Below are 21583 nucleotides of genomic sequence, written 5' to 3'. Positions count from 1 at the left end.
CCTCTGCTGTCCAGACGGCTCAGGCGCGCCGGTACTGCGACGCCATGGGGCAGTCGAAGGGGTCGCGCGCGGCCAGGCCCACGCGGTTGAGGTAGGCGATGACGATGCCGTACGAGCGCAGCAGGCTCGTCTCGGTGTACGGCACGTCGTTCGTCGCGCAGAAGTCGCGGACGATCTCGCGCGCCTTGGCGAGGTGGGGGCGCGGCATGCTCGGGAAGAGGTGGTGCTCGACCTGGTAGTTGAGCCCGCCCATGAGCCAGGTGGCCCACCATCCGCCCGCGATGTTGCGCGAGGTGCGGACCTGCTTCGAGAAGAAGTCGAGCTTCGCATCGGGCGCGATGACGGGCATGCCCTTGTGGTTCGGCGCGAAGGACGCGCCCATGTACACGCCGAAGACCGCGAGCTGCACGCCGAGGAAGGCGAAGGCCATGCCCACCGGGAGCAGGAGGAAGAGCGGCGTCAGGAGGAGCGCGAAGCGCAGCGCGATGATGCCGAGCTCGGTCCAGCGTCCCTTGACCGGGCCGCGAGACAGCAGGTGCTTCAGGCTCAGGTAGTGCAGATTGACGCCCTCGAGCGTGAGGAGCGGGAAGAACAGCCAGCCCTGCCGCTGCGTGATGAGGCGGCGCAGCCCCCTCGCCCCGGCGGCGTCCTCCTCGACGAACGAGATCGTGTCGATCTCGATGTCGGGGTCCTTGCCGACGCGGTTCGGGTTCGCGTGGTGACGGCTGTGCTTGGCGTCCCACCAGGCGTAGCTCATGCCGATGCTGCCGGCGAGGATGCGCGCGAGGCGGTCGTTCGCGGGGCCGCTCGCGAGGATCTGGCGGTGTGCGGCCTCGTGCGCGAGGAACGCGACCTGCGTGAAGATGACGCCGAGCGCGCCCGCGATGAGCAGCTGGAACCAGCTGTCGCCGAGAAGCAGGAAACCGGCGATCGCGCCGCCGAGGGCGACGAGGATCCCGGCGCCGACGAGGGCGTAGAAGACGCGGGCGCGGCGCAGCAGCCCCGTCTCGCGCACGACCTGCGACACCTTCGTGTACGCCTTGGCCATCGGAGGGAACGTCTCTGTTCCGGAGTAGGTCTGGCGCACAGCGCCGAGACGGGAGGCCACGGGTGCGGTCTGGGTGAGGGAGATGGACTTCTCCTGTCGTGTCGGCAGCCGTTCGGCTCCTGGAGCCAAGGGCGGATGCCGATCGCTGGTCTCAGGCTAGCTCTCGCCGTATGCGGCGTCGCGCATACGGAGGGAGGTGCCAGGGGATGCGCCGGAGACGCCCAGGGGGCGGTCCGCCGGAATGCGCGGGCGCCGCGCGTCGTTGCGCACGTCATCCCCTCGGCGTGGGCCGCGCCAGGGAGAGAGGACACCGATGGACGGACTCGAGATCACCGTGCTCCTGGGCGCCGCCGTGCTCGTCGGAGCGCTCGTCGCTCCGCGGCTGCGCGTCGCGGTTCCCCTGCTGCTGCTCGCGTTCGGACTCGTGCTGGGGTTCGTGCCCGAGCTGCGCGAGGTGCAGCTGCCGCCCGAGACGGTGCTCCTGCTCTTCCTGCCGGTCATGCTCTTCTGGGAGAGCCTCACGACCTCGCTCCGGGCCATCCGGCGCGACCTCCGCGGCATCGTGCTGATGAGCACGCTCCTCGTCGTCGCGACCGCGTTCGCGGTCGCGGGCGCCGCGCACCTGATGGGCCTGCCGTGGGAGATCGCCCTCATCCTCGGCGCCGCGGTCGCCCCTCCCGACGCGACGGCGGTCGCCGCGCTCGGGCGCACCCTGCCGCACCGGAACTTCATGGTGCTGAAGGCCGAGAGCCTCACGAACGACGGCACCGCCCTCGTCATCTCGTCGGTCGCCGTCGGCGTCGCGGTCGGAGGCCAGTACACGCCGTGGACCATCACGGGCCTCGTCGTGATGTCGTACGCGGGCGGGGTCGTGGCCGGCCTCGCGGTCGCGGGCGTCGCCTATCTGCTCATGCGCCGCCTGCGCGACGCGCTGACGATCAACATCGCGCTCCTTCTCACGCCGTTCGCGGCGTTCCTCGTCGCCGAGCTCGTCCACGCGTCGGGTGTGCTCGCGGTCGTCGTGGCGGGGCTGATCGCGGCCTGGGTCGCGCCGCGCACGACGACAGCCGCCTCACGGCGCCAGACCGAGGCCGCGTGGCCGCTCGGGACGTTCCTCCTCAACGGCGCGCTGTTCGTGCTCATCGGGCTCGAGGTGCAGCATGTCGCGCACACGATCGACGCGCGCGAGGTCGGCCGGCTCCTGGGCGTCACGGTCGTCGTCTGGCTCGTGACGCTCGTCGTCCGGTTCGCGTTCCAGATGACCACGGTCACGATGATCCGCCTGCTCGATCGCCGTCCGTCGCAGCGCGAGCGGCGGATGAGCCATCGCGCGCGGGTGGTCAGCACGGTGGCGGGCTTCCGGGGCGCCGTCTCGCTCGCGATCGCGCTGTCCGTTCCGCTCGCGACCGCGAACGGCTCCGCGCTCGCGGGGCGCGAGGACATCGTGTTCGTCACGGCGGGCGTCATCGTGCTCACCCTGCTCGTGCAGGGGCCGCTCCTCCCTGTCGTCGTGCGCTGGGCGCGCCTTCCGGAGGACCGGGCGAGCGACGAGGAGTACGAGCTCGCGCAGCGGGCCATCACGGGTGCGGCGCTCGCGTCGCTCGAGGAGCTCGCGGCCGCGCACGCGGTGAGCGACGAGGTGCGCGACCGCATTCGCGACGACGTCTCGGAGGCGCTCGAGCTCGCGAACGCGCAGCGTCAGGCGCGCGAGCAGGAGCGCGTCGACCGCGAGGTGGCCGTGCTCGAGGGGATGCTCGGCCCGTCCGACGACGCCGAGCGCGCCGCCGAGGCTGCGGCGATCGAGGTGCTCACGATGTCGCCGATCACGCGGCACGAGGAGCACACGCGGCTCCGGCTCGCGCTGCTCGCGCGCAAGCGGGAGGTGCTCTACGGTCTCCGGGCCGACGGCTCGGTCGACGACGGCGTCGTGAACCGCATCCAGGCGCGGCTCGACCTCGAGGAGCTGCGGCTCACGGGCATCGAGCCCGTCGCCTGACCCCGGTCGCGCCATCGAGAGCTGATCCCCTCGACGCGGAGGCGATGCGGGAGCATCCTGGTCGCATCCGACGCAGTCAGGAGGCGGGCATGATCATCTCGACGCCCCATGAGGACGACCCCGACCCGCAGGTCGCGGCCATGTACGCGCACGACCTCGTGGCGGACGGCCTCGTGTTCAGCCATACCCGCGCGATGGCCGTGAACCCCGTGGCGCACGCGGCGTCCTCGATGACGGACGACGACTCGGCGCGGCTGCGGGCCGTCGGCTTCTCCGACCGGCAGATCGTCGACATCGCGCTCGCCGCAGGGGCGCGCAACCTCTTCAGCCGCACGCTCCAGGCGCTCGCGGTGCCGATCGAGGACGTGCCGCGGCTGAGCCCGCAGCTGTCGCAGGCCCTGCGCGAGGCCGCCGAGAGACGCGGGGCCGCCGCATGACGGCCATCAGCGCCGTCCTGGGCGACATCACGGAGCAGGAGGTGGACGTCGTCGTCAACGCGGCGAGCAGGGCGATGCGCGGAGGCGGCGGCGTCGATGGCGCCATCCACCGCGCGGGCGGCCCCGAGATCCTGCGCGCATGCATCGCGCGGTTCCCGCACGGGCTCGCGACGGGCGACGCGGGGTGGACGACCGCCGGTCGCCTGCCTGCGCGGTGGGTCGTGCACACCGTCGGCCCGAACCACGCGGCGGGCGAGCGCGACCGCACGCTCCTGGAGTCCTGCTATCGGCGAGCGCTCGCGGTCGCGGACGAGCTCGGTGCGCGCAGCGTCGCCTTCCCGCTCATCAGCGCGGGCATCTACGGATGGCCTCGGGACGATGCGATCGCGGCTGCCGTGGAGACGATCGCGGCGTCGCGCACGCGGGCGGAGGAGGTGCGCATCGTCGCGCGCGATGCGGAGACGCACGCGCGGGTCGCCGCGGCGATCGAGACGCTCGGCCGGCCTCCGCGCGGCTGAGCGCGCGGCGCGGCCGTTCGCCGGGCGGCGACGCCCCGTTCACCGGCGCGTCGCCGCCGCGCCAGCCGGGCGACATCCCGAGGAGGCACCCTGCGGGCGAGGCGGAGCCGGCCCCGAGAGCCCTGCCGGCGCCCGCCGCCGACGAGAGGGAACCGCGTGCCCATCCGCCAGTCCGAGCATCCGCTGCCCGATCACTTCCTCGTCCACATCTCGGACACGCATCTCGTCATGCCGGGGGAGCGCCTGTGCGGCGTCGCCGAGGCGAGCGAGCGCCTGCGCGAGCTGCTCGGCTCGCTGGCCGGGACGGGCATCCGCCCCGAGGCGCTCGTGTTCACGGGCGATCTGGCCGACCGGGGCGAGCCCGAGGCGTACGTCGAGCTGCGCGACATCGTGGAGCGCGCGGAGATGGACGCGCGGATCGTGTGGGTCATGGGCAATCACGACGACCGCGCGACGCTGCGGCGCACGCTCCTCGACGCCGCGCCGACGACCGAGCCGCTGGACCGCGTCGAGTGGCTCGGCGGGCTGCGGCTCGTCGTCCTGGACTCGACCGTGCCGGGGCACGCGCACGGCGAGCTCGAGCCGGGACAGCTCGCCTGGCTCGCCGACGTGCTCGCGACGCCCGCGCCCGAGGGGACGATCCTCGCGATGCACCACCCGCCCGTCCCGTGCCTGCAGGACCTCGCCGTCACGGTCGAGCTGCGCGACCAGGCGGCCCTCGCCGACGTCCTGCGCGGCACGGATGTGCGGGCCATCCTCGCGGGGCACCTGCACTACAGCACGACCGCGGGGTTCGAGGGCATCCCCGTGTCGGTCGCCTCGTCGACCTGCTACACGCAGGACCTCTTCACGCCCGGCCGCGGGACGCGCGGAAGAGATGCAGCACAGAGCGTCAACTTCGTCCACGTCTACGAGCGCACGGTGATGCACACGGTGGTGCCGGCCGCCGGCTCGGCGACGGTGGGGCGCTTCGTCGACGAGGCGGCGACCGCGCGCCGCCTCGAGGAGGAGGGCGTGGTGATCCCGCCGTCCGCGAACCCGGACGCGCCCGAGTGGGCGCGGCGCGCCATCCCGTCGCCGGTCGGGAGCGAGCCCGCGGCAGCGCTCCCGCTGCCCGTGGCCCGGTGACGCGACACGCGTTCCTGTCGAGCGCCCGGCGCGGGTACCGTCGAAGGGTGGGGAGAAGGAGCGCATCGTGAGCCAATCGCCGGAGACCAGCGTGGACCAGGGCCGGGAGGGGCGCGCGAAGCGGTACGCGACGCTCGACGAGGCCTTCCAGAAGCACGGGACGCCGCCCGAGAACCAGGCGGTCATCCGCCGCATCGTGGACGGCTCCGACGTCACGGGCTTCGTCGGGTACCGCACGTACTTCAAGATCGAGCGCCGCGGCAGCGCCGCACTCGAGGTGCACGCGGGCTACACGAACGGCTTCCGGTCGGAGTCCGACGCCGCCCGCCTCGCGGGCGACCTCGAGCGCTGGCCGAGCCGCCGCTTCCACGGCTCGTGGGGTGTCACGCACCCCGTGACGCACGCCGTGCGCGTCGCGCCGGCGCGCTCGAGCGCGCCGCGCCGCGAGACGGTCCGCAAGCCCGTCGTGCCCGAGCGCGCGGCCGACGTCTGCCCGACCTGCTTCATGGAGATGCCGCTCACGGGCGTCTGCCCGAACTGCGGCTGAGGCGGATCACTTGCCGCTTCCGGCCGCTTGACGGCGGCGGATGGCGGCCGTTCGCGACCACCGGTTCCGGATGTCGGCGGTGCATGGTTCGCTGGGGTCATGGACACGGTCACCTCGGCAGACGGCACCCCCATCGCGTTCCGCACCCTCGGCGACGGGCCCACGGTCGTCATCGTCAACGGCGCGCTCTCGACCGCGGCGGACGCCTCGGGCCTCGCCGAGGCGCTCGCGGCCTCCGGCCTGCGGGCCGTCACCTGGGACCGACGCGCGCGCGGTGACAGCGGCGACGCACGCGACTCCGCCCCCGAGCGCGAGAGCGAGGACCTCGCGGCCGTGATCGAGGCCGCGGGCGGCGACGCCGCGGTGCTCGGGCACTCGTCGGGGGCCGTGCTCGCGCTGTTCGCGGCGTCGCTGGGGGTGCCCATCCGCCGGCTGTTCCTCTCGGAGCCCCCGCTCCACGCAGGAGAGCCGGCGCCGCACGACCTCCCCGATCGTCTCCAGGCGCTCGTCGACGACGGCGCCCTCGAGGACGCGGTCGCGACATTCCAGGTCGAGGGCGTCGGGCTTCCGCGCGAGATGGTCGAGGGGATGCGGGCGCGGGGCGCGCTCACGCTCCTCGCGCCCCTCGCGCAGTCGACCGTCTACGACGCGCGGCTCGTCCGGGATGCGGGAGGGCCGACCGCCGCGATGCTCGAGGTCGGGCAGCCGATCGTGATCCTGCGCGGGGAGCAGACGTTCCCCGTGCTCGTCGAGGCGGCCGACCGCCTCGCGGCCGCGCGCCCCGACGCCGAGCTCGTCGTGGTGCCGGAGTCCGTCATGCACCGCCCCGATCCCGCGGCGACCGCGCGCATCGTCGCCGAGCGGATGGGCTGACCGCCCACCGCTCCCGGCTCAGCCGCCCGCGACGGTTCGACGCGTTCACTCCAGGTGACGCAGGAAACGGCCGGGGGAGTCGAGGAACGATCGCCACGTCCGCACGAGGTCGAGGTCGTCGTACGCGCATCGACGGATGCCCCACGAGCCGAGCTCGAGCAGGTCGGCTCCGGGGAATGCGGCGAGCACCGGGGAGTGCGTCGAGAGGACGATCTGCGAGCCGTCCGCGACGAGTTCGCGCAGCAGCCCGAGAAGCGCGAGGCAGCCGGAGACGGAGAGAGCGGATTCCGGCTCGTCGAGCACCCACAGCCCGCGGATGCGCAGGCGCTCGGAGACCAGGTCGAGGAACGACTCGCCGTGGCTGCGCTCGTGAAGCGGGGCGCCGATCCCGATGTCCTCGAGGTACGTGTAGAACCCGTGCATGGTCTCCGCCCGCAGGAAGAAGCCCTTCCTCGGCGCACCGGCCCCGCGCACGAGCTGCAGGTGGTCGCCGAGGTCGGACTCCGACGCACGCGTGGCGTGCTGGGCGCCGCTCGAGCCTCCCTCTGCGTTGAGGCCGTATGCCGTGGCGAGAGCCTCGACCAGGGTCGACTTGCCGACGCCGTTCTCGCCCGTGAGCACCGTCACGGCGCCGAGGTCCAGTCCCTCCTCGAGCACCTGCCGGGCGGGCGCGAGCGTGGCGGGCCAGCGCCGCAGTTCGGCGGGCGCGAGCGGGTGCGCCTCGATTCTGCGCACGGGGAGGGCCCGGCGGGAGAGAGGGTGCGCATCCACACGGCGACCCTAGCCTGCGCCGCGCCCCGCGCTCCGCGCACTGCGCTCCGGACACGCGGCATGTCTCACTTGTGCAGCCTTACGGGCCGCGATTGCCTGCAAATTTGAGACATGCCAGGGAGCGGCCTCCCGAGGGGGGCTCGGCAGGAGAGGCGCGGGTTCGCGTGATAAGGTCTTCCTCTGGAAGCGTGTCCGAGAGGCCTAAGGAGCTTGGCTGGAATCCAAGTATGCGGGGTAACTCGCATCGCAGGTTCAAATCCTGTCGCTTCCGCAGAAGAGGCCCCGTCCGGTTCGCCGGACGGGGCCTCTGACATCCCTGCGGGAGCTACACGCCGCGGACGTCGGCGTACAGCGCGCGGGTGCGGTCGGCGATCGCGGTCCACGAGAACTCGCGCTCGGCGCGCTCGCGCCCTGCGGCCCCCAGCGCACGCGCGCGATCGGGGTCGGACACCATCTCGGTGAGCGCCGCCGCGAGGTCGCCGACGAAGCGCTCGGGGTCGATCGGGGTGCCCGTTCCGTCGTCCACCTGCTCGATCGGGACGATCGCTCCCGTCACGCCGTCCGCGACGACCTCGGGGATGCCGCCGGTGCCCGTGCCGACGACCGGCGCGCCGCAGGCCATGGCCTCGAGATTCACGATGCCGAGCGGCTCGTACACCGAGGGGCAGACGAACGTCGTGGCCGCGCTCAGCAGGGCGCACAGCTCGGGGCGGGGCAGGTGGCGGTCGATCCAGACGACACCGTCGCGCTCGGCGCGCAGCTCGGCGACGAGGCCCTCGACCTCGGCCATGATCTCGGCCGTGTCGGGAGCGCCCGCGCACAGCACGAGCTGCACCTCGGGCGGCAGGGCGCGCGCTGCGCGAAGCAGGTACGGCAGCCCCTTCTGCCGCGTGATGCGGCCGACGAACACGATCGAGGGGCGGTCGGGGTCGACGCCCAGGGCGCGCACGGTGTCCGGGTCGTCGACGCGCTGCCAGCCATCGAGGTCGATGCCGTTGTAGACGACCTTCACGCGCTCGGGCTCGAGCTCGGGGTACACCCGCAGCAGGTCGCGGCGCATGCCCTCGCTGACCGCGACGACGGCGTCGGCCGACGTGAGGGCCTCGCGCTCGATCCAGCTCGACAGGCGATAGCCGCCGCCGAGCTGCTCGGCCTTCCACGGGCGCAGCGGCTCGAGGCTGTGGGCGGTGGCCACGTGCGGGATGCCGTGGAGCATCTTCGCGACGTGGCCGGCGAAGTTCGCGTACCAGGTATGCGAGTGGACGAGGTCGGCGCCCTCGACATCGCGGGCGATGAGGAGGTCGGTGCCCATGGTCTGCAGGGCGCCGTTCGCGCCCGAGAGCTCGGCGGGCGTCCCGTACGAGAAGACGCCCTCCTCGTCGCGCGGAGCGCCGAACGCGCGCACGACGACGTCGAGATCTCGGCGGAGCGCTCTGACGAGCTCGGCGACGTGCACGCCGGCACCGCCGTACACCTCGGGCGGGTACTCGCGGGAGAGGAGATCGACTCGCATGCAGTCAACCTAGCGCCGCTGGAGGCCGCGCGGGGAACAGGTCGAGAATTGCACATTTCTCCCCGCGATTCGAGCCTGCCTTTCTCCTCCGGTTCTCACTAGGGTGAGGCCATGTCCAAGTACTTCGGCATCGTGCTCGCAGGCGGAGAAGGCAAGCGGCTGATGCCGCTCACGGAGGACCGGGCGAAACCGGCGGTGCCCTTCGGCGGACAGTACCGCCTCATCGACTTCGCGCTGTCGAACCTGATCAACTCGGGGCTGCGGCAGATCGTCGTGCTCACGCAGTACAAGTCGCACAGCCTCGACCGCCACATCTCGCAGCTGTGGCGCATGAACGGCCTGCTCGGCTCCTACATCGCGTCCGTGCCCGCGCAGCAGCGGCTCGGGAAGCGCTGGTACCAGGGCTCGGCCGACGCGATCCTGCAGAGCCTCAACCTCGTGTACGACGAGCGCCCGGACTACATCGTCGTGGTCGGCGCCGACCACGTCTACCGGATGGACTTCGACCAGATGATCGAGGCGCACATCGCCTCGGGCGCCGAGGCGACCGTCGCGGCCATCCGCCAGCCGATCTCGCTCGCCGACCAGTTCGGCGTCATCGACATCGACCCCGAGAACCCGAGCCGCATCCGCGAGTTCCTCGAGAAGCCGTCGAATCCGCAGGGCCTGCCCGACTCGCCGCGCGAGGTGCTCGCCTCGATGGGCAACTACGTCTTCACGGCCGAGGCGCTCATCGAGGAGGTGCTGCGCGACGGCGAGCGCGCCGACTCGAAGCACGACATGGGCGGCGACATCATCCCCGCCTTCGTCGAGCGCGGCACGGCCGGCGTGTACGACATGAAGCAGAACACCGTGCCCGGCGCCTCGGCGCGCGATCGCTACTACTGGCGCGACGTGGGGACGATCGACTCGTACTTCGAGGCGCACCAGGACCTCATCTCGGTGCTCCCCGTGTTCAACCTCTACAACCAGGAGTGGCCGATCTTCACGCAGCAGGTGAACCTGCCGCCGGCGAAGTTCACGCGCGACGCCCGGGGCACGCTGAGCACCGTGATCGACTCGATCGTCGCGGGCGGCACCGTGATCTCGGGCGCGCACATCGAGCGCAGCGTGCTCGGCTCGGGCGGCATCGTCGAGTCGGGCGCGCACGTGAGCGACTCGATCGTGTTCGAGAACGCGCGGATCAAGCCGGGGGCGACCGTGCGCCGCGCGATCCTCGACAAGAACGTCGTCGTCGAGGCGGGCGCGTCGATCGGCCTCTCGCGCGAGGCGGATGCCGCGCGCGGCTTCGCGATCACGCCGAGCGGCATCACCCTCGTCGGAAAGGGCGCGACGGTCACCGCGTCCTGACGGCGCGAGCGCTCAGAGCGCGTCGTCCACGCGAGGGCGCACGACGAGCGATCGCGGCAGCGCGCTCGCGCGCGCCCGCTCAGCCGCGCCCGGCAGGAGCGCGCGCCGGATGCGGCGCAGCGCGCCCGCGGCGGTCTCGACCGGGAGCTCGTCGGATGCCCGCGCGTACGACGCGCGCTCGACCGCGCCCACGAGCAGCGCGACATCCGCCTCGGGAGCTCCGCACTGCGTCACGAGGCGCCGGCCGAGCGCCCGGGGCGACTCGCTCGCGCGCACGTCGACGCCCGCGTCGATCGCGGTGTCGACGAGCTCGAGCCACACGGCGCGCGACCGGGCCGCTCCCGAGGCGTTCAGTCGCCGCGACCGCCGCGCGCTCCGCACGACGAAGGGGAGCGCGACGACGAGCAGAGCGAGGATGACGATGCCGATCGCGCCGAGGGCGCCGCGCGGATCCCACGCGGCGACGTCGGCGCCGTCCGCGCCGCCCGCACCCGGATCCGCCGAGGGGCGCGCGCTCGCGGTCGGCGTGGGCGCGTCGCTCGGGCGCTCGTCCTCCTCGACCGGGGCCTGGCCGCCGTCGCTCGTCTGCGGAAGGAAGTTCGTGGGCACGCCCAGGGAGGCCGTGGGCTCGAACGGCACCCAGCCGATGCCCTCGAGATGCGCCTCGGGCCACGCGTGGAGCTGCGCGCTCGTGACCGAGTACGTCACCGACCCGTCGTCCGCCGGCGGGCCCGTCGCCGTTCCCGGCAGGTAGCCGACCACGACGCGCGTGGGGATCCCGAGGGTGCGCGCCATGACGGCGAACGACGACGCGAAGTGCACGCAGTAGCCCGCGCGCACCTCGAGGAAGTCGGCGATCGCGTCGACCCCCGAGCCGTCGAAGCCCTCCGCGACGGGCGCCTCGAGCGAGTACCGGAACGCGCCGCCGCGGAACCAGCCCTGCAGGGCGCGCAGGGCGTCGTAGGGGGTCTGCGCGTCGGCCGTCACCTCGGCAGCGAGCTCGCCGATCACGGCCGGCAGCTCGGGCAGTGCGAGCGCCTGCTCCGGCGCCTCGCCGATCGCCGCGGCCTGCGCCTGCTCCCGCGTCGGGTCGGGCCGCTCCCACGTCACTGTGTACTCGGCGCCGAGGGAGGACGCCGAGTTCGTCACGAGCGTGCGGTTCGCGGTGAGCATCGACCACGCGTCGTCGACGCCCTCGAGCTCGACGGCCGCGTACGGCACCGGCAGGTAGCCGCCGGTGAGCCGCGTGATGTCGACCGACGCCGTGCCGCGCTCGCGCTCGACCGCGATCTCCTCGACCGGCGGCAGCCCGCCCCCGACGGCGGTGAGCGCGCCGGTGTCGGGCGTCCACACCTCCCCGTCGAAGGACGACAGGGTCGCGACGCGCAGGTACGGAGCCGCGCCGGCCGCCGTCCTGACCTGCAGCACCTCGGTCTGGGCGGGCTGGCGCAGGCTGGCGCCGAGATCGAGGTCGGCGTCGATCGTCGTCGTGGGGCCGAAGCCGGATCCGGGGCGCGCGACGGGCTGCGGGAGCAGGGGCGGGATGGCCATGGCGGCGACGACCGCGACAGTGCCGACGATCGCGGCGACGACGGACGCGGATGCCGTGTGCCCGACGCCCGTCCGCGGATCGCGCGCGCGGGTGTCGGCGCGCAGCATGAGGAGGATCGACACCGCGAGCGGAACGAAGAAGACCGCCTCCACGCGCTGCGGCACGACGAGCGACGGGATGAGCGACACCGTGATGAACCCCACCGCCGCGAGGAGGGGAAGCCGTGCGGTGAGGGCGACGTGCGACATGGCGATCGCGAGGAGGCCGACCGCGACCGTGATCACCCACGCGAGTCCGCTCGACGGCCGCAGCGGCGCGACGCCGTGGAGCACCTCATCCCACACGGCGCCGAGGAGCGCCTCGACCGCGCGCGGCGTCTGCGGGGAGGGGACGACGAGGTACCGCGGCACCGAGGCGGGCAGGAGGATCATCGCGCACGCGATCCACACGGCCGCCTCGGCGAGGAACGCCCAGGCGCGGTGCCGCGTGCGGCGGACCGCGTAGCCGGCGGCGCACACGACCGCGACCGTGAACACCGTCTGGGGGAGCCAGATCGGGACGACGACCCGCGTCAGCGGGAGGGCGGATGCGAGGACGGCGATCGCCGTCCACAGGGCGAGCACGGGGTCGGCGGGACGACGGCGGCGCTCGGCCCCGCGCGCCCGCAGCTCAGCGGCGTCCATATCGCGCCCCCGGGTTCACGGCGCGCAGCCATGCGTCCTCGACGTCCGCCTCGAGCGCGACAGAGCGCCATCCGGCGCGACGGGCCTCGTCGAGCGCGTCGCGCTGCGGGGCGGATGCGAACAGGAGGGGGAGCGCGCCGCGATGCGCCGTGCGGGCGAGCACCGCGGCGTCGGATGGCTCGAGGCGCCCCGCGATGAGCACGAGCGGCCCCGTGGTCACGCCCGCGAGCACCTCGTCGAGGCGCGGCAGGGTGTCGGCGGAGCGCGTCCCGACCGTCGTGAAGGCGCGCAGGAGCTCGGCGCGCTCGTCGCCCTGGGCCGCGCCGCGCTGGCCGAGCGACGCGAGCGGCGCGCCGTCGCCGTCGATGACCCGGACGATGTAGCCGTCGGCCGCGAGGCGCCACGCGACCGACACGCACAGCGAGACCGCGGCCTCGAACGCGCTGTCGCCGCCGGGCGACGCGGCGGAGGGCGACCAGCGCGACGTGCCCCGGTCGAGCACGACGACTGCCTGCGGCGACGCCTCCTGCTCCTCCTCCCGCACCATGAACTCCCCGAGGCGCGCGGAGGCGCGCCAGTGGATGCGGCGCATCGAGTCCCCTGGCGCGTACGGGCGGGGGATGAGGTTGTCGCTGCCCTGGCCGCGCCGCTCGGCGCTCGCGAGCGCGACGCCCGAGTCGCCCGCGAGGCGGGGCAGGGGCGAGAGCGGGACGATGCGCGGCGTCACGGTGACGGGCGTCATCCCGCCCAGACGTCGCGTGCGGCGCGCGATGCCGAACGGGTCGTGCTCGACGACCGTGAGCGGCCCGAGGGTCCACGCGCCCCGGCGGACTCCCGTGACCGCGTACGTCAGCTCGAGCGCTCCGGACGCGCCGCGGCTCGGCAGGAGCGACGCGGGCAGCGCGCCGGTCGCATCGCCCGCGAAGCCGCCCGGCAGCTCGTCGGCCCACGTGCCGCCCGGCGTGGGCAGCGGAGAGCGCCCCGAGATCCGCAGCGCGACCGTGCTCTCCTCGCCGACCGCGACGGTCTCGGGGCGGAGCGTGCGGATCACGCGCTCGGGGCTCCGGCGCAGGTACAGCGAGAGCGCGCACGCCGCCACGAGCGCGAAGAGGAGCATCGCGTACGCGAGAGCCTCTGTCGAGCCCACCGCGTGCGCCGCGACGAAGAGCGCGGCGCCGAGAGCGAGCGCCCCGGCGCCGCGCACGGTGAGCGGGTGGCGGCGCATCGCGCTCAGCGCGCCGTCGCGAGCGGGACCCGGACGGCGTGCACGATGCGCTCGAGGATCGCGGGGATCGCGTCCGCCTCGCCGCGGTGCGCGGCGGCCGCGCGCGTCGGGATGAGACGGTGCGCGAACACGGGCGTGAGCAGGGCCATGAGGTCGTCCGGGATGACGTAGTCGCGCCCGTCGAGCGCGGCGCGCACCTTGGCCGCGCGGACCAGCTGGATGGTCGCCCGCGGGCTCGCGCCCAGACGGAGGTCGGGATGGCGGCGCGTGGCCTGCGCGAGCGCGACCGCGTACTGCTCGACGACAGGCGCGACGTGCACGGCGCGCGCCCACGCGATGAGCGCCGCGACCGTCTCGACGTCGACGACCGCCGTGAGCGCGTCGAGCGGATTCGCGGTGTCGCGCTGGCGCAGCATGAGCGCCTCGGCCTCGGCGTCCGGGTAGCCCATCGAGATGCGCATCATGAAGCGGTCGCGCTGGGCCTCGGGGAGCGCGTACGTGCCCTCCATCTCGAGCGGGTTCTGGGTCGCGACGACGAGGAACGGGCGGGGCAGCCGGTGGGTCCGCCCATCGACCGTGACCTGCGCCTCCTCCATCGCCTCGAGCAGGGCCGACTGCGTCTTGGGGGAGGAGCGGTTGATCTCGTCGGCGATGACGACGTTGGCGAACACGGCGCCCGATTTGAACTCGAACTCGCGGCTGACCGGGTCGAAGACCGACACGCCCGTGACGTCGCTGGGCAGGAGATCCGGCGTGAACTGGATCCGTCGCACGCTCGCCGCGATCGAGGCGGCGAGGGCGCGCGCGAGCTGCGTCTTGCCGACGCCCGGCACGTCCTCGATGAGCAGGTGACCCTCGGCCAGGAGCGAGATGAGGGCGCTGTCCACGGCCTCGGGCTTGCCGTCGATCACGCTCGAGATCGCGCGCGCGATCCCGTTCGCCGCCTCGAGGAATCTCTCGGCCGTCATGGTCTCTGGCACAGGCCACCTCGCATTCGGGGTTAGACTATCTGCAGCTCTCCGCGTGGCGGCATCCAGGCCAACTCCCCCAGGACGGAAACGTAGCAAGGGTAACCGGGCTCTGTCGGGTGCGCGGAGAGCCTTTTCATGCCCAGGCGGGAATCCGCCCGTCGTCCTGCCGCGTCGAAGGTGTTCGACCTAGGGTGGATGACGTGGCGAGAAGCATCTACATCACGTCGGCCGAGGGGCATTCCGGCAAGTCCACGGTGGCGCTCGGCGTCCTGGATGCGCTGAGCAGGGCGACCCCGCGCGTGGGGGTCTTCCGTCCGATCGCCCGGTCATCCGCCGAGCGCGACTACGTCCTCGAGATGCTGCTCGACCACGACGGCGTCGACCTCGCGTACGAGGAGTGCGTCGCGGTCACCTACGACGACGTCCGCGCCGACCCCGACGCCGCGCTCGCGCGGATCGTCGAGCGCTTCAAGGCCGTCGAGGCGAAGTGCGACGCGGTCGTCGTCCTCGGGAGCGACTACACCGACGTCGGCAGCCCCGCGGAGCTCGCCTACAACGCGCGCGTCGCGGTGAACCTCGGCACGCCCGTTCTGCTCGTCCTCGGCGGACGCGCGCAGCAGGGCCACACCGAGCAGCTCGGCACGACGTCGCCGCGCACGCCAGAGGAGGTCGCGCAGATCGCCGCGCTCGCGGTGTCGGAGCTCGTGCGCGAGCGCGCCGAGCTGCTCGCGACGATCGTGAACAGGGCCGACGGCGCCCGCCGGGACGAGATCCTCGCAGCGGTCGGCGCGGTCACCCCGTCGGCTCCGGTCTGGGCGATCCCCGAGGACCGGATGCTCGTGGCCCCGTCGATGGGCGATGTGCTGCGCGCGGTCGACGGCCGGCTCGTGAACGGAGACGAGGCGCTGCTCACGCGCGAGGCGCTCGGCGTGGTCATCGCGGCGATGTCGATGGAGAACGTGCTCCCGCGGCTCACCGAGGGCGCCTGCCTCATCGTGCCCGGCGACCGGAGCGAAGTCCTCCTCGCGGCGCTCCTCGCGAACGCCTCGGGCACGTTCCCGTCGATCGCGGGGATCATCCTCAACGGGCCCTTCGAGGTGCCGGAGGCCGTGTCGCGCCTGCTCGAGGGCCTCGGCTCGCGCCTTCCCGTCATCCGCGCGGACGGCGACACCTACACCACCGCCGTGCGGGTCATGAGCGCCCGCGGGCGCCTCGCCGCAGGCTCGCCCCAGCGCTACAACCTCGCGCTGTCGCTGTTCGAGAGCAGCGTCGACGTCGAGGAGCTCACCCGCGTGCTCGGGGTCGCGCGGGCGACCGTCGTCACGCCGCTCATGTTCGAGTACACCCTGCTCGAGCGGGCCCGCGCCGACCGCCGCCACATCGTCCTGCCCGAGGGCGACGACGACCGCGTGCTGCGCGCGGCGGGCATCCTGCTCCAGCGCGGCGTGGCCGAGCTCACGATCCTCGGCGAGCCGTTCGAGGTCCGCGCCCGCGCGATCGAGCTCGGCGTGGACATCCGCGAGGCGCACGTCCTGAGCCCGTTCGATCCCGTGCACGTGCACAAGTTCGCGACCGAGTACGCGCGGCTGCGGGCGCACAAGGGCGTGACCTACGAGCGCGCGGCCGACACCGTCACCGACGTCAGCTACTTCGGCACGATGATGGTGCACATGGGGCTCGCCGACGGCATGGTCTCGGGCGCCGCGCACACGACGGCCCACACCATCCGCCCGGCATTCGAGGTCATCAAGACCGAGCCGGGCGTCTCGGTGGTCTCCAGCGTCTTCCTCATGGCGCTCGCCGACCGGGTGCTCGTCTACGGCGACTGCGCGGTGATCCCCGATCCGACGAGCGAGCAGCTCGCCGACATCGCGATCACCTCGGCGCAGACCGCGCGCCAGTTCGGCGTCGAGCCGCGCGTCGCGATGCTGTCGTACTCGACGGGGGAGTCGGGCACGGGCGCGGATGTCGACAAGGTGCGCGAGGCGACGCGGCTCGCGCGCGAGCGCGCGCCCGAGCTGCCGATCGAGGGCCCGATCCAGTACGACGCGGCGGCCGACGCCGCGGTCGCGAAGGCGAAGCTCCCGGGCTCGGAGGTCGCCGGGCGCGCGACGGTCTTCGTCTTCCCCGACCTCAACACGGGCAACAACACCTACAAGGCCGTGCAGCGGTCGGCGGGCGCCGTCGCGATCGGGCCGGTCCTGCAGGGCCTGAACAAGCCGATCAACGACCTGTCGCGCGGCGCGCTCGTCGAGGACATCGTCAACACCGTCGCGATCACGGCCATCCAGGCGCAGGGGGAGCAGCGATGACCGCGCGGAGCGTCCTCGTCGTCAACAGCGGGTCGTCGTCGTTCAAGTACCAGCTCATCGACATGGCCGCCGAGCGGGTGCTCGCCTCGGGGCTCGTCGAGCGGATCGGGCAGCCGCAGGGCGCGGCAGCCCACACGGTCCGCTTCGCGGCCGGCCCCGGAGAGCCCGCGCCGGCGATCGCCGACGAGACGCACCGCCGCGAGACGGAGATCCCCGACCACACCGCCGGGTTCCGCGTGATGCTCGACGCGTTCGCCGCGCACGGCCCCGCGCTCGACGCCGACGCGCTCGCCGCCGTCGGGCACCGCGTCGTGCACGGCGGCGCGCGGTTCTTCGAGCCGACCGTCGTGAACGACCTCGTCGAGATCAACATCGACGAGCTCTCGGTGCTCGCCCCGCTGCACAACCCCGGCGCACTGCAGGGCATCCGCGCCGCGCGCGCGGCGTTCCCGCACGTGCCGCACGTCGCGGTGTTCGACACGGCGTTCCACCAGACCCTTCCGCCCGCCGCGTACACCTACGCGATCGACCGCGAGATCGCGCAGGCGCATCGCGTCCGCCGCTACGGGTTCCACGGCACGAGCCACAAGTACGTCTCGGAGGCGGCGGCGCGCCATGTCGGACGACCGCTCGGGGAGCTGCGCCAGATCGTGTTCCACCTCGGCAACGGCGCGTCCGTCACCGCCGTCGACGGCGGCCGGTCGGTCGAGACCTCGATGGGCATGACGCCGCTCGAGGGCCTCGTGATGGGCACCCGGTCGGGCGACATCGACCCGGCGGTGCTCTTCCAGCTCGCGCGCAGGGCCGACCTGACGATCGCCGACCTCGACCGGCTCCTCAACACGCGAAGCGGTCTCAAGGGCCTCGCCGGGGTCTCGGACATGCGCGACGTGCAGGAGCGCAGGGCGGCGGGAGACGAGGCAGCCCAGCTCGCGTTCGACGTGTACGTCCACCGGCTCCGCGCGTACGCGGGCGCGTATCTCGCGCAGCTCGGCGGGGTCGACGTCATCTCGTTCACGGCCGGAGTGGGGGAGAACTCCCCGGATGTCCGCGCTGCGGCGCTCGCCACGCTCGGGTTCGCGGGGGTGGAGATCGACGCGGCGCGGAACGCCGCGGCTCCGCGCGGCGAGATCGCGGTCATCTCGACCGACGCGTCGCGCGTCACCGTGCTCGTCGTGCCGACCGACGAGGAGCTCGAGATCGCCCGCCAGTCCCTCGCCGCGGCGAGCTGACCGCCACTACGCTGGGGTGAACCGGCCATCCCGCGCGACGGAGGATCTGTGACCTCTCTGCCCGACTCGCCCCTTCCCGACCTGAGACGCTACGACGCCGTGCTGTTCGACCTCGACGGCGTGCTCACGCCGACGGCCGAGGTGCACATGCACGCGTGGCGGGCGATGTTCGAGGAGCTCTTCGCCCAGTGGGGCATCGAGCCCGCCTACACCGACGACGACTACTTCGCGCACCTCGACGGCAAGAAGCGCTACGACGGCGTCGCCGCCCTGCTGCGCAGCCGCGACGTCGAGATCCCGTGGGGCGACCCGTCCGACGATCCCTCGCTCGACACCGTGTGCGGCATCGGCAACCGCAAGAACGCCGTGTTCTCGCGCGTGCTCGCGGACGAGGGGATCGCGCCGTACCCGGGCTCGCTGGCCCTCCTCGACGCGCTCGCGGCGGTGGGAGCGCGCGTGGGCGTGGTCTCGAGCTCGAAGAACGCGAAGGACGTGCTGACCGCCGCCGGCATCCTCGACCGGTTCCCCGTGATCGTCGACGGCGCGGTGGCCGAGCGCGACGGACTGCCGTCGAAGCCCGCGCCCGACATGTTCCTCGCGGGCGCCCGCCAGCTCGGCGCCGCCCCCGCCCGCTGCGCGGCCGTCGAGGACGCCCTCAGCGGAGTCGCATCGGCGGCCGCCGGCGGGTTCGCCCTCATCGTCGGCGTCGACCGCGGCGCCGGGGCGGCCACGCTCTCGGCCGCGGGCGCGCACGTCGTCGTGTCCGACCTCGCCGAGCTCGTCGGCCCGGCCACCCGCTGACCTCCGCCCTCCGTCCATCCGGCACCCGACCATCCGGAGCACACGCATGATCGATCGCGACCGCTTTCCCGTCGACCCCTGGCGCCTCGTCGAGACCCGCTACGCCGAGGAGGACGCGGGTGTCACCGAGACCCTGTTCGCCGTCGGGAACGGCTTCCTCGGACTGCGCGGGAACTACCCCGAGGGCCGCCACGCGCACGAGCACGGCACGTTCATCAACGGCTTCCACGAGACGTGGCCGATCCGTCACGCCGAGAGCGCCTACGGCTTCGCCGAGGTCGGGCAGACGATCGTCAACGTGCCCGACCCGAAGGTCATGCGCGTCTACGTCGACGACGAGCCCCTCTCGCTCGACCTCGCTGACGTGCGCGAGTACGAGCGCTCGCTCGACTTCCGCGACGGGGTCCTGCGGCGCCGTCTGCTGTGGGTCACGCCGTCGGGCAAGGAGGTGCTCCTCGAGTCGGAGCGCCTCGTGCCGTTCGAGGACCGGCACCTCGCGATCGAGCGGATGACCGTCACGGTCCGCAACGCGGACGCCCCGGTCGTCATCAACTGCCAGCTCATCAACCGGCAGGACGGGCAGGACGTGTACGGGGGCCACCCGCACGCGCCGGGCGCGACCGTCGACCCGCGCCGCGCCGAGCGCATCGAAGCGGAGCGCGTGCTCATGCCGCAGGAGCACTGGCAGGACGGCACGCGCACCGCGCTGTCGTATCGCACGGCGTCTTCCGGCATGTCGCTCGCGGTCGTCGCCGACCACGTCATCGAGACCGAGAACCCGCACGTGCACCGCGCGCTCATCGAGCCCGACATCGCGAAGAACGTCTTCCGCGTCGAGGCGAAGGCCGGCGTGCCCGTGACCGTCACCAAGACGATCAGCTACCACACGTCGCGCAGCGTGCCGACGGGCGAGCTCATCGACCGCTGCCGGCGCACGCTCGACCGCGTGCTCGCGGCGGGCGCGGCCTCGGTCTTCGAGGCGCAGCGTCGCTGGATGACGGGGTTCTGGGACCGGTCGGATGTCCGCATCGTCGGCCACGACGACCTGCAGCAGGCGACGCGCTGGTGCCTCATCCAGCTCGCCATGGCGGCGGCGCGCGCGGACGGATGGGGCGTGCCGGCCAAGGGCGTCACCGGCTCGGGCTACAGCGGCCACTACTTCTGGGACACGGAGATCTACATCCTCCCGTTCCTCGCGTACACGACGCCGCTCTGGGCGCGCAACGCCATGCGCATGCGCACGAAGATGCTCCCCGCGGCGCGTCGACGCGCCGCGAAGATGAGCGAGGCGGGCGCCCTCTACCCGTGGCGCACGATCAACGGCGAGGAGGCGTCGGCCTACTACGCGGCCGGCACCGCGCAGTACCACATCAACGCCGACATCGCCTTCGCGCTCGTGCGCTACGTCCGCGCGACGGGCGACGTCGACTTCATGGCGCGCGAGGGCGCGGATGTCCTCGTCGAGACCGCGCGGATGTGGACGACGCTCGGGTTCTGGCGGCAGAACGAGGGCGAGGAGAGCTTCCACATCCACGGCGTGACGGGGCCCGACGAGTACACGACCGTCGTCAACGACAACCTCTTCACGAACGTGATGGCCCGCTTCAACCTCCGTGCCGCGGCGCGGGTCGTCCGCACGATGGCCGAGAAGTCCGGGCGCGCGTACCGCGACCTCGTCGACCGCGTGCAGCTCGATCCGGGCGAGCCGGAGGCCTGGGAGCGCGCGGCCGACGCGATGTACATCCCGTACAACGAGAAGCTCGGCATCAACCCGCAGGACTCCCTGTTCCTCGAGCGCGAGGTGTGGGACCTCGAGCACACCCCGCGCGAGCAGCGCCCGCTGCTGCTGCACTTCCATCCGCTCGTCATCTACCGGTTCCAGGTGCTCAAGCAGGCGGACGTCGTGCTCGCCCTCTACCTGCAGGGCAACCACTTCACCGACGAGGAGAAGCTCGCCGACTTCGAGTACTACGACCCGCTCACGACGGGCGACTCGACGCTGTCGGCCGTCGTGCAGTCGATCCTCGCGGCCGAGGTCGGGTACCAGGACCTCGCGCTCGAGTACTTCGAGCACGCGCTGTTCGTCGACCTCGCGAACATGCACGGCAACACGTCCGACGGCGTGCACGTGGCGTCGGCGGGCGGCGTGTGGACGGCGCTCGTGGCGGGCTTCGGCGGCATGCGCGACCACGACGGCGAGCTCAGCTTCGACCCGCGCCTCCCGCGCGACTGGCCCGAGCTGCAGTACGCCCTCGCGTGGCAGGGCTCGCAGCTGGACGTGTCGATCCGGCGCGACGAGATGCGGGTGTCGGTCCGCTCGGGCGACCCCGTCACGTTCACGGTGCGCGGCGTGTCCCACACCGCGAGCCCGTCCGCGCCGGCCATCGTGCCGCTCGCCGATCAGGGGCCCGTGCGCCCCGGGCGCCCGACCATGCGCAAGTACTCGTCGATGCACCGCGAGGACGGCTCGCAGCTCGAGCCGACCCTGCCGCCGGTCACCACGGCCATCCCGATCGTGGCCGACGACCTCGTGGAGCGCTCGACCGACCCGCGCACGCTCGATTGAGCGTCGTCCGCGCCCGGCCGCGCACGGTTTGACTTTGCGCGGCCGGGCGCAGACAGTGGA

Annotated in this window: 17 protein-coding genes, 1 tRNA gene and 1 other RNA gene; 13 read left to right on the top strand and 6 right to left on the bottom strand. The window is 73.1% G+C overall.

The features are described from left to right. Window positions 1–19: 19 nt before the first annotated feature. Window positions 20–1108, bottom strand: coding sequence for a fatty acid desaturase family protein (locus M1D56_RS12070; RefSeq protein WP_324014180.1), 1089 nt, complete (start codon window positions 1106–1108; stop codon window positions 20–22). Window positions 1109–1361: 253 nt separating this feature from the next. Between M1D56_RS12070 and M1D56_RS12065 the strand changes: the two genes are divergently transcribed. The 6 genes from M1D56_RS12065 (at window position 1362) to M1D56_RS12040 (ending at window position 6547) form a co-directional block, all read left to right on the top strand. Further along, window positions 1362–3044: a Na+/H+ antiporter gene (locus M1D56_RS12065; RefSeq protein ID WP_456283692.1), complete on the top strand. Its 1683-nt coding sequence runs from the start codon at window positions 1362–1364 to the stop codon at window positions 3042–3044. Between the two features lie 89 nt (window positions 3045–3133). Next, complete coding sequence (locus tag M1D56_RS12060) at window positions 3134–3481, top strand: hypothetical protein (RefSeq protein WP_456283691.1); 348 nt, start codon at window positions 3134–3136, stop codon at window positions 3479–3481. Continuing rightward, window positions 3478–3999: an O-acetyl-ADP-ribose deacetylase gene (locus M1D56_RS12055; RefSeq protein ID WP_456283690.1), complete on the top strand. Its 522-nt coding sequence runs from the start codon at window positions 3478–3480 to the stop codon at window positions 3997–3999. Before M1D56_RS12060 ends, M1D56_RS12055 begins: the two co-directional genes overlap by 4 nt. 156 nt (window positions 4000–4155) lie before the next feature. Next, window positions 4156–5127 (top strand): phosphodiesterase, encoded by a 972-nt coding sequence (locus M1D56_RS12050; RefSeq protein ID WP_456283689.1) that lies wholly within the window; start codon window positions 4156–4158, stop codon window positions 5125–5127. A gap of 67 nt (window positions 5128–5194) precedes the next feature. Then, a complete protein-coding gene (locus M1D56_RS12045; RefSeq protein WP_324014183.1) occupies window positions 5195–5674 on the top strand; it encodes a hypothetical protein in 480 nt (159 codons plus the stop codon). Between the two features lie 99 nt (window positions 5675–5773). Beyond that, complete coding sequence (locus M1D56_RS12040) at window positions 5774–6547, top strand: alpha/beta fold hydrolase (protein WP_421076125.1); 774 nt, start codon at window positions 5774–5776, stop codon at window positions 6545–6547. Window positions 6548–6592: 45 nt separating this feature from the next. On the opposite strand, the gene M1D56_RS12035 is transcribed toward M1D56_RS12040, so the two are convergent. Next, window positions 6593–7318, bottom strand: coding sequence for an AAA family ATPase (locus tag M1D56_RS12035; RefSeq protein ID WP_456283688.1), 726 nt, complete (start codon window positions 7316–7318; stop codon window positions 6593–6595). 182 nt (window positions 7319–7500) lie between these two features. Here M1D56_RS12035 and M1D56_RS12030 point away from each other — a divergent pair. Beyond that, a tRNA-Ser gene (locus M1D56_RS12030) sits at window positions 7501–7589 on the top strand. 54 nt (window positions 7590–7643) lie between these two features. Here M1D56_RS12030 and glgA read toward each other — a convergent pair. Then, a complete protein-coding gene (glgA, locus tag M1D56_RS12025; RefSeq protein ID WP_421076127.1) occupies window positions 7644–8831 on the bottom strand; it encodes a glycogen synthase in 1188 nt (395 codons plus the stop codon). Window positions 8832–8942: 111 nt separating this feature from the next. Between glgA and glgC the strand changes: the two genes are divergently transcribed. Beyond that, complete coding sequence (gene glgC, locus M1D56_RS12020) at window positions 8943–10181, top strand: glucose-1-phosphate adenylyltransferase (RefSeq protein WP_282980264.1); 1239 nt, start codon at window positions 8943–8945, stop codon at window positions 10179–10181. A gap of 12 nt (window positions 10182–10193) precedes the next feature. Here the strand turns inward: glgC and M1D56_RS12015 are convergent, their stop codons facing one another. Genes M1D56_RS12015 through M1D56_RS12005 form a run of 3 tightly spaced genes read right to left on the bottom strand, consistent with a single transcriptional unit; the run spans window position 10194 to window position 14609 of the window. After that, window positions 10194–12416, bottom strand: a complete 2223-nt coding sequence (locus M1D56_RS12015; protein WP_456283687.1) for a transglutaminase TgpA family protein — start codon at window positions 12414–12416, stop codon at window positions 10194–10196. Beyond that, a complete protein-coding gene (locus M1D56_RS12010; RefSeq protein WP_456283686.1) occupies window positions 12403–13641 on the bottom strand; it encodes a DUF58 domain-containing protein in 1239 nt (412 codons plus the stop codon). The genes M1D56_RS12015 and M1D56_RS12010 overlap by 14 nt, the downstream gene beginning before the upstream one ends. A 5-nt stretch (window positions 13642–13646) precedes the next feature. Further along, window positions 13647–14609 carry an AAA family ATPase gene (locus M1D56_RS12005; protein WP_271174492.1) on the bottom strand — a complete coding sequence of 321 codons (963 nt, stop codon included), beginning with the start codon at window positions 14607–14609 and terminating at the stop codon, window positions 13647–13649. 42 nt (window positions 14610–14651) lie between these two features. Here M1D56_RS12005 and ffs point away from each other — a divergent pair. The 5 genes from ffs (at window position 14652) to M1D56_RS11980 (ending at window position 21523) form a co-directional block, all read left to right on the top strand. After that, window positions 14652–14748: signal recognition particle sRNA small type (gene ffs / locus M1D56_RS12000), an RNA gene on the top strand. A 64-nt stretch (window positions 14749–14812) separates the two neighbouring features. Beyond that, window positions 14813–16924 (top strand): phosphate acetyltransferase, encoded by a 2112-nt coding sequence (pta, locus tag M1D56_RS11995; RefSeq protein ID WP_421076130.1) that lies wholly within the window; start codon window positions 14813–14815, stop codon window positions 16922–16924. Beyond that, window positions 16921–18156, top strand: a complete 1236-nt coding sequence (locus tag M1D56_RS11990; protein WP_456283685.1) for an acetate kinase — start codon at window positions 16921–16923, stop codon at window positions 18154–18156. Before pta ends, M1D56_RS11990 begins: the two co-directional genes overlap by 4 nt. Before the next feature lie 57 nt (window positions 18157–18213). After that, a complete protein-coding gene (locus tag M1D56_RS11985) occupies window positions 18214–18957 on the top strand; it encodes an HAD family hydrolase (RefSeq protein ID WP_271174543.1) in 744 nt (247 codons plus the stop codon). Between the two features lie 46 nt (window positions 18958–19003). Continuing rightward, window positions 19004–21523: a glycoside hydrolase family 65 protein gene (locus M1D56_RS11980; RefSeq protein WP_456283684.1), complete on the top strand. Its 2520-nt coding sequence runs from the start codon at window positions 19004–19006 to the stop codon at window positions 21521–21523. Window positions 21524–21583: the final 60 nt, after the last annotated feature.

It is taken from the genome of Microbacterium sp. JZ101 (assembly GCF_053903175.1).
Note: the sequence above shows the minus strand (reverse complement) of the source record. Positions and strands in the feature narration are given on the sequence as shown.

Bases quoted from the DNA above. Each gene is read 5' to 3' on its own strand.
- M1D56_RS12065 (WP_456283692.1), top strand. From the start codon at position 1,362: ATGGACGGACTCGAGATCACCGTGCTCCTGGGCGCCGCCGTGCTCGTC.
- M1D56_RS12060 (WP_456283691.1), top strand. From the start codon at position 3,134: ATGATCATCTCGACGCCCCATGAGGACGACCCCGACCCGCAGGTCGCG.
- M1D56_RS12055 (WP_456283690.1), top strand. From the start codon at position 3,478: ATGACGGCCATCAGCGCCGTCCTGGGCGACATCACGGAGCAGGAGGTG.
- M1D56_RS12040 (WP_421076125.1), top strand. From the start codon at position 5,774: ATGGACACGGTCACCTCGGCAGACGGCACCCCCATCGCGTTCCGCACC.
- glgA (WP_421076127.1), bottom strand. From the start codon at position 8,831: ATGCGAGTCGATCTCCTCTCCCGCGAGTACCCGCCCGAGGTGTACGGC.
- glgC (WP_282980264.1), top strand. From the start codon at position 8,943: ATGTCCAAGTACTTCGGCATCGTGCTCGCAGGCGGAGAAGGCAAGCGG.
- M1D56_RS12015 (WP_456283687.1), bottom strand. From the start codon at position 12,416: ATGGACGCCGCTGAGCTGCGGGCGCGCGGGGCCGAGCGCCGCCGTCGT.
- M1D56_RS12010 (WP_456283686.1), bottom strand. From the start codon at position 13,641: ATGCGCCGCCACCCGCTCACCGTGCGCGGCGCCGGGGCGCTCGCTCTC.
- M1D56_RS12005 (WP_271174492.1), bottom strand. From the start codon at position 14,609: ATGACGGCCGAGAGATTCCTCGAGGCGGCGAACGGGATCGCGCGCGCG.
- M1D56_RS11990 (WP_456283685.1), top strand. From the start codon at position 16,921: ATGACCGCGCGGAGCGTCCTCGTCGTCAACAGCGGGTCGTCGTCGTTC.
- M1D56_RS11980 (WP_456283684.1), top strand. From the start codon at position 19,004: ATGATCGATCGCGACCGCTTTCCCGTCGACCCCTGGCGCCTCGTCGAG.